General features: G+C 35.7%; 16 protein-coding genes. 11 read left to right on the top strand and 5 right to left on the bottom strand.

Features of this window, described 5'->3' with window-relative positions:
• Positions 1–2: 2 nt before the first annotated feature.
• The gene (locus JO950_RS02295; RefSeq protein WP_202700876.1) at positions 3–740 is read right to left on the bottom strand and encodes a tyrosine-protein phosphatase; all 738 of its coding nucleotides are present in this window, start codon (positions 738–740) and stop codon (positions 3–5) included.
• A 115-nt stretch (positions 741–855) separates the two neighbouring features.
• Between JO950_RS02295 and JO950_RS02290 the strand changes: the two genes are divergently transcribed.
• On the top strand, positions 856–2,040 hold the full coding sequence (locus JO950_RS02290; RefSeq protein WP_202700875.1) for a DUF5009 domain-containing protein: 1,185 nt from the start codon (positions 856–858) through the stop codon (positions 2,038–2,040).
• Between the two features lie 92 nt (positions 2,041–2,132).
• On the opposite strand, the gene JO950_RS02285 is transcribed toward JO950_RS02290, so the two are convergent.
• From JO950_RS02285 to JO950_RS22425, 3 genes are all read right to left on the bottom strand, one after another.
• Positions 2,133–2,522 carry a hypothetical protein gene (locus tag JO950_RS02285; RefSeq protein ID WP_202700874.1) on the bottom strand — a complete coding sequence of 130 codons (390 nt, stop codon included), beginning with the start codon at positions 2,520–2,522 and terminating at the stop codon, positions 2,133–2,135.
• A gap of 12 nt (positions 2,523–2,534) precedes the next feature.
• The gene (locus tag JO950_RS02280) at positions 2,535–3,116 is read right to left on the bottom strand and encodes a hypothetical protein (RefSeq protein ID WP_202700873.1); all 582 of its coding nucleotides are present in this window, start codon (positions 3,114–3,116) and stop codon (positions 2,535–2,537) included.
• A 98-nt stretch (positions 3,117–3,214) separates the two neighbouring features.
• Positions 3,215–3,337 (bottom strand): hypothetical protein, encoded by a 123-nt coding sequence (locus tag JO950_RS22425; protein WP_255567602.1) that lies wholly within the window; start codon positions 3,335–3,337, stop codon positions 3,215–3,217.
• On the opposite strand from JO950_RS22425, the gene JO950_RS02275 reads away from it, so the two are divergent.
• The 10 genes from JO950_RS02275 (at position 3,336) to ftsY (ending at position 11,151) form a co-directional block, all read left to right on the top strand.
• Positions 3,336–4,499, top strand: coding sequence for a glycosyltransferase family 2 protein (locus tag JO950_RS02275; RefSeq protein WP_202700872.1), 1,164 nt, complete (start codon positions 3,336–3,338; stop codon positions 4,497–4,499). The two genes, JO950_RS22425 and JO950_RS02275, sit on opposite strands and share 2 nt — an antisense overlap.
• Before the next feature lie 84 nt (positions 4,500–4,583).
• On the top strand, positions 4,584–5,897 hold the full coding sequence (locus JO950_RS02270) for a dihydrolipoamide acetyltransferase family protein (RefSeq protein WP_202700871.1): 1,314 nt from the start codon (positions 4,584–4,586) through the stop codon (positions 5,895–5,897).
• 217 nt (positions 5,898–6,114) lie between these two features.
• On the top strand, positions 6,115–6,885 hold the full coding sequence (locus tag JO950_RS02265; RefSeq protein ID WP_202700870.1) for a 3'-5' exonuclease: 771 nt from the start codon (positions 6,115–6,117) through the stop codon (positions 6,883–6,885).
• 90 nt (positions 6,886–6,975) lie between these two features.
• Entirely contained in the window at positions 6,976–7,587 is a 612-nt protein-coding gene (locus JO950_RS02260) for a fumarylacetoacetate hydrolase family protein (protein WP_202700869.1), read from the top strand.
• Positions 7,587–7,931 (top strand): Hpt domain-containing protein, encoded by a 345-nt coding sequence (locus tag JO950_RS02255; RefSeq protein WP_140505522.1) that lies wholly within the window; start codon positions 7,587–7,589, stop codon positions 7,929–7,931. Before JO950_RS02260 ends, JO950_RS02255 begins: the two co-directional genes overlap by 1 nt.
• Positions 7,932–8,054: 123 nt before the next feature.
• Entirely contained in the window at positions 8,055–9,308 is a 1,254-nt protein-coding gene (locus JO950_RS02250; protein WP_202700868.1) for a CinA family nicotinamide mononucleotide deamidase-related protein, read from the top strand.
• Between the two features lie 71 nt (positions 9,309–9,379).
• Positions 9,380–9,616, top strand: a complete 237-nt coding sequence (gene rpmB / locus JO950_RS02245) for a 50S ribosomal protein L28 (protein WP_008468080.1) — start codon at positions 9,380–9,382, stop codon at positions 9,614–9,616.
• A 27-nt stretch (positions 9,617–9,643) separates the two neighbouring features.
• Positions 9,644–9,826 carry a 50S ribosomal protein L33 gene (gene rpmG / locus JO950_RS02240; protein WP_017495179.1) on the top strand — a complete coding sequence of 61 codons (183 nt, stop codon included), beginning with the start codon at positions 9,644–9,646 and terminating at the stop codon, positions 9,824–9,826.
• A gap of 50 nt (positions 9,827–9,876) precedes the next feature.
• On the top strand, positions 9,877–10,029 hold the full coding sequence (locus JO950_RS02235) for a DUF4295 domain-containing protein (RefSeq protein ID WP_008468081.1): 153 nt from the start codon (positions 9,877–9,879) through the stop codon (positions 10,027–10,029).
• 168 nt (positions 10,030–10,197) lie between these two features.
• Positions 10,198–11,151, top strand: coding sequence for a signal recognition particle-docking protein FtsY (gene ftsY, locus JO950_RS02230; protein WP_017495180.1), 954 nt, complete (start codon positions 10,198–10,200; stop codon positions 11,149–11,151).
• A 271-nt stretch (positions 11,152–11,422) separates the two neighbouring features.
• Here ftsY and JO950_RS02225 read toward each other — a convergent pair whose 3' ends face one another.
• The gene (locus JO950_RS02225; protein ID WP_202700867.1) at positions 11,423–12,493 is read right to left on the bottom strand and encodes a serine hydrolase; all 1,071 of its coding nucleotides are present in this window, start codon (positions 12,491–12,493) and stop codon (positions 11,423–11,425) included.
• Between the last annotated feature and the right edge of the window lie 254 nt (positions 12,494–12,747).

Below are 12,747 nucleotides of genomic sequence, written 5' to 3'. Positions count from 1 at the left end.
CTCTAGAATTTAAAAAACTGATTGTTGGCAATGACTTCTTTTAAGTTAACAATATTGCCGTTTTTTATTTTCTGGTCAAAAGCTCTGATGTGATTCATGTGATGGACATCAGTTCCGGTGAAATCATACATTCCTTTTCTAAGAAGTTCTTCAGCAGTTTTACAAATATGCTCTCCATAATACCCTACGACAGCCAATAAATTTAATTGAAATAAACATCCTACTTTCTTCAGTTTCTCATATTCATTAAAATCTTTTCGATAGTATACATAACGTTCCGGATGTGCCAGAACCGGAATATATCCTGCGACCTGTAGTTCAAAAAGAGTTTTATACAAGTGAATAGGAGCGTTTTGATAGGAGAGCTCTACCAGTACATAATTGTCTTTTAAAGTGAGAAGTTTTTCGTTTTTAAAATGATTTTCAAACCAATCATCGATAAAATATTCTGCAGCAGCCTGAAAAGGAATTTGAATGTGGTTTTCTTCCAATAAAAGCTTAGTTTCTTGCTGTTTTGCGGTAATAATCTGAGCCGAATTATTCCATACATAATGATTGATATGTGGAGTGGTGGTAAATTGTGAAACTCCCATTTCCTGAAACGCACGGACAAGCTTTATGGTATCGGTTATGGTTTTCGCGCCATCGTCAATTCCGGGTAACAGATGTGAGTGAATATCAACGTAAGGATCAGACAGCAGATCTTTTAAAAGAGGTTTTGATTTAAAAAAGGATAACATGTTGCAAAAGTATGCAAATAAGAAGAATTTGTGATGGATTAATTTTAATGAAACTAATACAATTGGTCATTTCATAAAAATATTATATTTGAGATTCCTAAAAATCTAATCATTTATGAAAGTAAAAGAAAATTTATACCATCAAAGGATCATTTCGATAGACGCTTTGCGCGGAATCACAATTTTTGTTATGATTTTTGTAAATGAATTGGCCAGTGTTGTAAATGTCCCTCAATGGATGAAACACATGCCGGCAGATGCTGATGCGATGACTTTTGTAGATTTGGTTTTTCCGGCTTTCTTGTTTATTGTCGGAATGTCAGTTCCGTTTGCTTTTAATGCCCGATTGATTAAAGGAGATAGCGTAAGAACAATTTGGACACATACTTTGAAAAGAGCTTTGGCTCTGATTATTATCGGTGTTTTTATGGTCAATGCATCAGATGGTTACGATGCTGCAAAAATGGTTATTTCACCCGCATTTTGGGGATTTTTAGCTTTTGCAATGCCAATACCAATTTGGAACAAATATGCGAAAGACTTTCCTGTTTGGTTAAAAAATACACTTCAGTATGGCGGAATAGCAGTTCTGATCACACTTTACTTTTTATATGTTCAGACTGATGGTACTATTGGGATGACGCCTCAATGGTGGGGGATCCTGGGGCTAATTGGCTGGGCTTATCTTATTTCAGTAATTTATTATTGGCTGGTTTCGGGTAAGTTGTGGGCAATGATTGTCTTTTTAATACTATGTGTTTCTTTAAACTCTGCTAATTTGACCCAAAGTTTACATTTACCGGAGTGGCTGCGTTTTATTGCCGGACATTTAACACATGCCACCTTGGTAACGGCTGGAATAATAATCTCATTATTGTTTTTTGATCAAAAAATCGAAAAGAAAATCAACTGGCCTGTTATTGGGTTCATTGCATTGTTTTTCTCATTCGGATTTTTTCTTCGTCAATATTATGGAATTTCAAAAATACAGGGTACTCCTGCCTGGACATTGCTGTCAGCCGGAATTTGTACGGTTTTGTTCTATTTTCTGTTTTGGCTGATGGAAGTTAAAAAACAAACCCAATGGAGTAATTTCTTTATGCCCGCTGCTGCAAATCCGTTACTGATTTACATTTTACCGGGGGCTATTTATTATTTCTGCAAAGCTTTGAATATTCATATTATTCCGGGTTATTTTCGTGAAGGAGTTCCGGGGATCATCTGGTCTTTAGTTTTTTCGACGATCATGCTTTATGTGATGAAAATCTGTAACAAATACAAAATTCAGCTGCATTTGTAGAGGGAAAGGATTTTCAGGTTTCAAGTTTCAGGTTTCAGGTGCAGTTTGAACTTGAAACCTGAAACTTGAAACTTTTCAACAAGAACAAACGCTCAGCGTACCCTTTTAAACGAAATCGGCCCCGTTCTGTTCTTGTTGTCGATAAAAGTGCCTTCCAGTGTATTTCCATCTTCAGACAAAATCAGCGTATGTGTTCCCTGAGTTGCCCAGCCCTCAATAGGTAAGGTGATATCCACGGTATAAACAATGGTGTTTCCGGTTCTTTTCCCCGTGCCGCTTTCCACAAATTTTTGCCCTTTCCATTCCAGGTAATGGGAGAAAATTACTTTTCCGTTTTGTTCCGATACAATTGCGACAGCGTTTTGTACGCCCGGATTAATGTCTTCCCAAACGCCGTTAATATCGATTTTTTTCGATTGGCTATAGCTGTTATTTGAAAAGAATAGAGCAGTAAAAAGTAAAAGACAAAGCTTTGTTTTCATATTTTTTTTAAATTAAAGAGTAACTGATTTTATTTCTAAAAAAGCTCCTGAAACCGGATGGTAATTCACAAAATTGAATTTGCATAAATTATGAATGTTCAGAAGTTTTCCGTTTGGAAGACCATCCTGTCTGAAAGCTGTCCATTTAATTTTGATTGTTTTGAATTTATTAGGAGAAGCAGGTAAATCAACTCTAGGGTGAGAACCGCCATGTATACAGCCGGTTCCTTCTTCGTTTCCTTCACGCGCCTGAAGTTTGATGAGCTGAGAAGATTTATACGTAATGCTCACAAATTTAGAAGCATCTGATAAATTGGTCGGAGCACCGTCATTAGAATCAGAAGGAGTAATCAGGACGTTCAGTTCAATTTCACCCGATGGATTGTCTTTTGCCGTGACTTTTACAATCCTTTTTTCTTGCCGAACCTGGTTTATGGTTTCCTGACTCTCAACAGCAGGGCCGGCAATATACCAAGTAGAAGTTTGAACTAAATTTGCTTTTGGACTTTTAAAAAGGGTAAAGGCAGTTAATAGAAAAACGATACTTGTTAGCACGAGTAAAGAAGGAACTTTAATTGGAGTTTTGATTTCCATACAGAAGTTTTTAATCAAAAATATACTTTTTTGAATTGCGTTGCTGTTTTTCTTTCGGATTCAGTGGGAATATTTCAGATTACTTTTTCACCCTGTTTTTAGTTTTTCGAGTTAGAAGTTTGATAGCCTATTTTGATGTTCGTAAAAAACGACTGATCATTATCATCAGGATTGGCTGAAAATTTATAACTTTCCAAAAAATCTATTTCGTTATTTTTCATGCAATTATCGGTTATTATTCTCAATTATAATGTACGTTACTTTCTGGAACAATGTGTTTTAAGTGTTCAGGAAGCTATTTCGTCACTTGATGCTGAAATCATTGTGGTTGATAATAATTCATCAGACGAGAGTTGTTTGATGATGAAAACGAAGTTTCCGGGAGTAAAACTAATTCAGAATGATACCAACTATGGTTTTCCAAAAGGGAACAATATTGGAGTGGCGGAGGCTCGTGGAAAGTACGTTTGCATTCTGAATCCCGATACGGTTGTTGCTGAAAATACGTTTAAGAAAATTTTGAATTTCGCTGACAGACAAGTCAATTTAGGGATTGTAGGTTGTAAACTAATCGATGGTACCGGAGCTTTTTTGCCCGAAAGCAAACGCGGAATTCCAACTCCCTGGGTAGCTTTTACCAAAATTTTCGGACTGTATAAGATCTTTCCAAATTGGAAATTGTTTAATCAGTATTATGCCCAGCATTTAGGAACAAATGAAAGCGGGACAGTTGATGTTTTAGTGGGAGCCTTCATGTTAATGACGCGTGATTTGTACATTGAATTAGAAGGTTTTGACGAAAAATGTTTCATGTATGCAGATGATATTGACTTGTCGTATCGTGCACTGCAAAAAAAGAAATCCAATTACTATTTTCACGAAACGACCGTTTTGCATTATAAAGGAGAAAGTACGGTAAAAGACGAAAAATACATGAAACGTTTCCAGGAGGCGATGAATTTTTTCTATCAGAAGCATTTCAGAAAATCATGGTTTTTTGAATTTTTCATTCAAATTGGTATTTGGTTCTTTTCATTTGTAAAAATGTTTGAGGGAAAAACAAAATCAAAACCCTTACCTGAAAGAGTCCTTTTTTACTCTTCAAATCGAATTTTGTCTGAAAAATTACCTGAAATTCTAAAAAATAAAGTCCGCTTTTTAGATTTCAAAAAAGAAAAAATGGTAAATTCGTGCCAGCTTTTTGAGGGTAAAAGAGTTGAGATTATTTTGGATAATCAGTATGTTTCATTCAAAAAATGTATCAAAATCATAGAAACTCTTAAAGATAAGAACATTACTTTTAAGATTTTCCCCAAAAATACAAATTTTATTATTGGGAGTAATTCACGGAATGACAGGGGGCAAATCGTAAAAATCGAGTAAAAAATTATATTAAGTGTAATTTATATTCAAAATATTCAGTAATTTCGCAATCTGAAAATCAAAATCACCTTTTAGATTAACAATATGGCAAGATTTGAATTGAAACTTCCTAAAATGGGAGAAAGTGTCGCTGAAGCAACTATTACAAACTGGTTGAAAGAAGTTGGAGACAAAATTGAAGCTGATGAAGCAGTACTGGAAATTGCAACGGATAAGGTTGACAGTGAAGTACCAAGCGAGGTATCAGGAGTTTTGATTGAGCAATTGTTCGGTAAAGACGATTTGGTTCAGGTAGGACAAACTATTGCAATTATTGAAACAGAAGGTGATGCACCGGCTGTTAAGGCAGTAGAGACTGCTGCTCCGGCAGAAGTTACTGAAATCGAAAAAACTATCGAAGTTGCTAAAGATGCTGTAGCTGCACCGCAGGATTTTTCAGGATCGGATAAATTCTTTTCTCCATTAGTAAAAAATATTGCTAAAGAAGAGGGTGTTTCTGTAGCTGAATTAGAGCGTATTGCAGGTTCAGGCAAAGACGGCCGCGTAACAAAAGAAGATATTTTAAAATATATTGAAGCTCGTAAATCGGGTGCTCAGGCTCCGCAAGCAGTTGTCGAAGCTCCAAAAGCAGTTCAGCCTGCAGCTCCGGTTCAAAAAAGCCAGCAAGCCGTTCCGGTATCTGTAAACGGAGGTGATGAAATTGTTGAAATGGACAGAATGCGTAAGCTGATTTCAGGTTACATGGTAGCTTCGGTACAAACTTCGGCACACGTACAATCGTTTATTGAAGTAGACGTAACTAACATTGTAAAATGGAGAGATAAAGTAAAAAGCGCTTTTGAGAAGAGAGAAGGCGAGAAGCTTACGTTTACTCCAATTATGATGGAAGCAGTGGCTAAAGCTTTAAAAGATTTCCCTGGTATGAATATTTCTGTTGATGGCGAATACATCATCAAAAAGAAAAATATAAATTTAGGTATGGCGGCAGCTTTACCAAACGGAAACTTAATTGTTCCGGTAATTAAAAATGCCGATCAGCTGAATTTGGTTGGAATGGCTAAAGCGGTGAACGATTTAGGTAACCGTGCAAAAGCCGGAAAATTGAAACCGGACGATACACAAGGCGGAACTTATACGGTGACTAATGTTGGAACTTTCGGAAGTGTTTTCGGAACTCCAATTATCAATCAGCCACAAGTTGGAATCCTGGCTTTGGGAGCTATTCGTAAAGTGCCTGCGGTTATCGAAACTCCGGAAGGAGATTTTATCGGAATCCGTCAAAAAATGTTCTTATCACATTCTTACGACCATAGAGTAGTAGACGGTGCTCTGGGAGGAAGTTTTGTGAAAAGAGTTGCTGAATATTTAGAAGCTTTTGATGTGAACAGAGATTTTTAAATTCTGTTTTAAAAATAAGTTAAACCCGGGAATTTGTATAAATTCCCGGGTTTTTTGTTTTGTAAGAAAAGGTTAAGAAAACAAACATTAGCCGACTTTGCGAACCTATTTAAAAGTTAAAATCGCGGAATTACGCCCCTTTTTGTTTAAAAAAGTCGGGAATAGAAGAGGAATTTCGGCTTTAAAAATTACATTTGTAATCTTATAAAAATTAAAAATGGAACTCAAACTCAACAAACCAATTTGCTTTTTTGATCTTGAAACAACCGGAATTGATATCGGTAAAGATCGAATTGTAGAAATTTCGATATTCAAAGTTTTTCCAAACGGAAATAAAGAAAGTAAAACCTGGTTAGTGAATCCTACGATTCCAATTCCGCCGCAAACAACTGCTGTTCACGGTATCACGGATGAGAAAGTAGCAAATGAACCTACTTTTTCAGAATTGGCACCACAGGTTTACAATATGATTAAAGACAGTGATTTGGGTGGTTTTAATTCAGATCGGTTCGATATTCCGTTGTTAGCAGAAGAATTGCTGCGTGCCGGAGTTGATTTTGATATGAAGAACAAAGTTTCGGTAGATGTACAAACGATTTTTCATAAAATGGAAGAGCGTACTTTAAGTGCTGCATTGAAATTCTATTGCGGAAAGAGTCTGGAGAATGCACATTCTGCAGAAGCCGATACAATGGCGACCTATGAAATCCTAAAAGCACAATTAGACCGTTATCCGGAATTGGAAAACGATATGAAATCGTTGTCTGAATTTACCACCCGTAAAAAAATCGCCGATTTTGCCGGAATGATTGCTTTTGATAAAGACAACGAAGAAATTTTTACTTTCGGAAAACACAAAGGTGCTAAAGTAGATAAAGTCTTAGAAAGTGAACCTGGCTATTTCAGCTGGATTCAAAATGCCGATTTTCCTTTGTATACCAAAAAAGTACTTACGGCTATAAAATTAAGAAAATTAAATACGAAATAAGGTTCTGAGTCGCTAAGGTTCTGAGGTGCTAAGTTTTTTGCATAGTTTCTTAGAGTCTTAGTGGCTTAGAGTCTTAGAATCTATAGAAAAATGAAAATCATCTGTATCGGTAGAAATTATACCAATCACATTGAAGAGCTAAAAAACGAGCGTCCTGCAGAACCGGTAGTCTTTATGAAACCGGATTCGGCAGTTTTATTGAAACAGCATCCGTTCGTAATCCCCGAATTTTCTGAAGAAATTCATCACGAATTAGAAGTAATTGTTAAAATTAGTAAGGTTGGAAAATACATCGAACCTAAATTTGCACACAAGTACTATGACGAAATTAGTGTTGGGATTGACTTTACAGCCAGAGATTTACAGGAAAAATTAAAGGCGAAAGGATTGCCTTGGGAAAAAGCAAAAGCTTTTGATGGCTCTGCGGTTATTGGAGAGTTTTTACCAAAGAGTGATTTTGTTTCGATGGAAAATCTTACATTTGAGCTGACGAAAAATTCTGAAACCGTTCAAAAAGGAAATACGAGTTTCATGCTTTGGAAAATTGATGAGCTTGTTTCGTATGTATCGCAGTTTTTTACATTAAAAATTGGAGATATTATTTTTACAGGAACACCGGAAGGTGTTGCTGCGGTTAAGCCGAATGACGTTTTAGAAGGCTTTTTAGAAGATAAAAAATTATTCAGAATACAAGTAAAGTAATGGCTTTAAAATACAACCTTTCGAAAGTATATGCACTTTCAGACAATGATCCGGAATTTGTAAATGAAATTCTTAAATTGTTTGTTACTGAAGTTCCTGAAGATTTAAAACAAATCAAGGAAGGGATTAAAAAGAAGGATCATAAGTATGCCTATTCTTATGCACATAAAATAAAACCTACATTGGACTTAATGGGGTTGAATGTTGCTTTTGAGGAAATTCTTCAGGTAGAAGCATGGACCAAAGCCGAAGGCAAGAAAAAAGAAATTATCGAAACTTTTAAGAGTATTAAGTTACAGGTAAAAGAAGCTATCAAAGAGATTAAAAAAGACTTTGATCTGTAAATCTTTGATCTGATTCTTTTTTTTTGCAAAAGCAAGCCATGTCTGGCATTCGTATAAAATCACGACAACAATATTCTTTATTATAATAATTGGACTTACGATAAGTAAAAATAATTCACAGCTATGAAAGCAAGCATTATTACTATTGGAGATGAAATTTTAATAGGTCAGATTGTAGATACTAACTCGGGTTTTATTGCAAAATCACTGGATCGCATTGGTGTCGAAGTTCATGAAATGATTTCGATAAGTGACGATAAAAAACATATTTTAGACACATTTGCCCAATTGCAGAACAAAGTTGATCTGGTTATTGTAACCGGTGGTTTGGGGCCTACAAAAGACGACGTCACAAGAAAAACATTTTGCGAGTATTTTGAGGATGAGCTGGTGGTGGATGCTAAAGTTTTGGCTCACGTGACGGAGTTAATTGAAGGTTTTTACAAACGCCCAATTTCGCAGTTGAATAAAGATCAGGCTCTGGTTCCTTCCAAATGTACCGTTTTGCACAACAAAGTGGGTACGGCTCCGGGCATGTGGATGAAGAAAGAAAATACTGTTTTTGTTTCGCTTCCGGGAGTTCCGTATGAAATGAAGTATTTAGTCGAAGAAGAAATAATTCCTAAAATAATTCGCGAGTACAAACGTCCGTATATCATTCATAAGACAATTTTGACTTATGGTCAGGGCGAGAGTTTAGTTGCAGAACGTATTGAAGATTGGGAGAATAATCTGCCGGAATTTATCAAGTTGGCCTATCTGCCCAATCCCGGGCGAGTGCGTTTGCGTTTGTCGGCCAGAGGAACCAATAAAGAAGAGCTTGAAGCTGCAATTGAAGAAAATGTAAAATCTTTAGATGCTATAATTCATGATATTATAGTGGGATATGAGGATAACGAAACTATTGAAACGGTAGTGGGTAAGATCTTAACCAAACAAAATAAAACGATCTCAACTGCCGAAAGTTTTACCGGAGGAAAAATTGCCTCCATTTTGTCGGCAATTCCGGGAGCTTCTGCTTATTTTAAGGGTAGTGTGGTTTCCTATGCAACAGAGGCGAAGGTCAATGTTCTTGGGGTTTCACAGGATTTGATTGACAAGTTTTCGGTAGTAAGTGCTGAGGTTGCGTCGGCTATGGCTTTGAATGTGAAGGAGATGCTGAAAACAGATTATGCAATTGCGACAACCGGAAACGCCGGACCGACAAAAGGAGACTCTGAAGCTGAAATTGGAGCTGTTTTTATCGCTTTAGCAACTCCGGAGGGTATAATCGTAGAAGAATTCAACTTTGGTCAACCCCGTGAAAAAGTGATAGATAGAGCAGTGAATAAGAGTTTAGAAATTTTGAAGAAAGAAATTTTAAAAATTGTGCAATAATTTTTTGCTACAATGGTTTATTTTTCTTTTCTTTGCACCCTGATTTTGAATAACGATAAAAGTAAAGTATAATGTCAAGAGTTTGTGACCTTACAGGTAAAAGAGCGATGGTAGGAAATAACGTTTCTCACGCTATGAACAAAACTAAGAGAAAGTTTTCTGTAAACTTAGTTAAAAAGCGTTTTTATCTTCCAGAAGAAGATAGATGGATTACTCTTAGAGTAGCAGCATCTACGATAAAAACAATTAATAAAAATGGAATCACTGCTGTTTTGAAAAAAGCACAGTCAGAAGGATTTATCAAATAATCTTTTCCTAAATAAATATATAGCAAGATGGCAAAGAAAGGTAATAGAATCCAGGTGATTTTAGAATGTACTGAACACAAGACTTCTGGTGTTGCAGGTACTTCAAGATACATAACAACTAAGAACAAGAAAAATACTCCGGACAGATTAGAGATTAAAAAATTTAATCCAATCTTGAAACGTGTAACTGTTCATAAAGAAATTAAGTAATTAATTAGAGATTTTTATTTAAATTAAAAATTTCAAATAACATTTGAATCATGGCAAAGAAAACCGTAGCATCGTTACAAACATCTTCTAAGAGATTATCAAAAGCCATCAAAATGGTAAAATCTCCTAAAACTGGTGCATATACATTCGTAGAATCTATTATGGCTCCTGAAGAAGTTGATGAGTTCTTGAAAAAGAAATAATAACAATCACAGTATATAGAAAAGCTACTTTCATTCGGAAGTAGCTTTTTTATTTTTTATATTTGTCTAAAATTTAAAGAAACATGACTAATTTTAAGTTTCCTTAAAGATTAAAGATTATTTGGGTTTTATTATCCCATAATCTAAAAAACTAACAACCTATAAAAAATGAGTTTTTTTAAAAAATTATTCTCTACTGATAAGAAAGAGACTTTAGACAAAGGTCTTGAAAAATCAAAAACTAGTTTTTTCTCCAAGTTAAGCAAAGCTGTCGCGGGAAAATCTAAAGTCGACGATGATGTTCTGGATGATCTGGAAGAGATTTTAGTAGCTTCTGATGTTGGAGTAAACACAACGCTGAAAGTAATCTCCAGAATCGAGAAACGTGTTGCCGCGGATAAATATTTAGGAACGGACGAACTGAATCAGATTCTTCGCGAGGAAATAGGTGCTTTATTGTCTGAAACCAATACAGGCGAAGCAACGGAATTTGAGATTCCAAAAAATAAAAAACCATACGTTTTAATGGTTGTAGGTGTTAATGGAGTAGGTAAGACTACTACAATTGGTAAATTAGCGTATCAGTTTAAAAAATCCGGTTATAAAGTCGTTTTAGGAGCTGCCGATACTTTTCGTGCTGCTGCTATCGATCAATTGCAGGTTTGGGCAGATCGCGTAGATGTTCCAATTGTGAGACAAAATATGGGTAGTGATCCTGCTTCTGTTGCTTTTGACACACTGCAATCTGCCGTAGCACAAAATGCCGATGTGGTGATTATAGATACAGCCGGACGTTTGCACAATAAAATCAATTTGATGAATGAGCTTACAAAAGTAAAACGTGTCATGCAAAAGGTTGTAGAAGATGCTCCGCATGATGTGCTTTTAGTTTTAGACGGTTCTACAGGGCAAAATGCTTTCGAGCAGGCTAAGCAATTTACTGCTGCCACCGAAGTGACTTCTCTTGCTGTAACTAAACTTGACGGAACAGCTAAAGGCGGTGTGGTAATTGGTATTTCAGATCAGTTTCAGATTCCTGTAAAATACATTGGAGTTGGAGAAGGAATTGAAGATCTTCAGGTCTTTAATAAATATGAATTTGTGGATAGTTTTTTTAAATAATTTATAATGGGTTTCGAATCTTTAAAAAATATATCAGCGATAGCTTTTTATTTTGCCAGTGTGATATGTTTTGTTTTAGCAAATGTATTGAAAGATAGTAATCTTTCCGTTTATTATGCTTTGCTGGTAATCGGAATAGTTTTATTCTTTTTAGGAGTTTTTAAAAGAATGCGAACTAATCGTTAATAGCAGCACACAGATATTATTTCAAAAAAATAACAAGCTTTAAATAGTAATGTTTTCGAAAGCATTTCTATTTAAAGCTTTTCTGTTACTGATACAAAGCATTGATCTTCTCCCATAAAGTTTTGTCAAAATCGGATAAGGCCAGATTAACACTGTCCGCAGCATCTCCCATTCTGATGACTACCATTTTTTTACCGGGTATGACATATATTTTTTGGTCATTTTTACCTAAAGCCATAAACATATCGGTTGGTCCGCTTGGGATTATGCTTCCCTGAAAAGTAAGTTGTGATTGTGGTAAGTGATAAGAACTTTTTCCGTTCAGCCACCATAAATAACCGTATCCTAAATTGATGTTCTGAGAAGTTGTAGTTGCTTCATTGAAATAGGCCTCGTTGAGTATTGTGTTATTTTCCCATTTTCCTTTGTTCAGTATTAAAAGTCCAAAACGCGCCATACTTCTGGAGGTGCTGGTGTAAACGCTATTGGCACCAATTTGTACCCAATTTCCATTCATTCCGATTTTGTCTCTTAATTTGGTGTTGAAATAATTTTCCCAGCTTTGTCCGCTTGCTTTTGCAACAACATCTTGTAGTTTTACATAAACATTATGATAGGCCCATCTTGTTCCGGCGTCGGCTTTATAGACTAGATTAGCAGGATTTACATCGTCTGTGCTGTCATCGAGCCCTGAGGTCATAGTCAATAAATGTTTACAGGTAATTAAATTTTCTTTGGGTAAAGTTTCACTTGTCCATCCTTCTCCCAAATACTGGGAAACTTTATTATTGATATTCAGTAAATTTTCTTGTTGGGCAATTCCTGTAATAGTAGAGGTTAATGTTTTTCCGGCGCTGGCCCAATACCAATTGGTAGTTGCTGAATGCCCGTTAAAATAGTTCTCTAAAACAATTCGCCCGTTAACCAGTATAATGAACGATTTGGAATGTTTTAGTTCCAAATAATCTAAAAGTGGCTGAACAGCAGCCTGATTCCATTTAAGATCAGCGATTGACTTTGTTTCCCAGTTTGTTCCGGTTACTGGAGGGAAATACATGTTTTCTGTGGGAACTGTAATTGGTTCTGACTCAGACGAATCTTTGCTGCAGCCTGTTAAGAGGATAGCAATCAGTATGGTGTAAATAGCTTTGGTCATGTTTTTTTATTTTGGTTTGAGGTTTGACCAGAAAGATATAAAATAGTTTAAATGGTTTTGTGATTTTTTGCTTCTTATGAGGTTTTTAAGTTTAACTTTGCAGGTTCATCTTTCTTTTGAAAAGAGAAATTTTAGTCCACAGGAAAACGGTGTTTTTTTTGTACTATTTACTGTAAAAATGAAGGTATATAGCGGTTAATTGTTTTTTTGGACCGGGATTTTTCAAGGAGAAAAGAGAAGAGTAGAATTTTAAA

Origin of the sequence: Flavobacterium sp. UGB4466 (genome assembly GCF_903469665.1) — a bacterium.
GTDB classification, from domain to species: domain Bacteria; phylum Bacteroidota; class Bacteroidia; order Flavobacteriales; family Flavobacteriaceae; genus Flavobacterium; species Flavobacterium lipolyticum.
The sequence above is the reverse complement of the archived record's forward strand: the minus strand, read 5'-3'. Positions and strand labels throughout refer to the sequence as shown.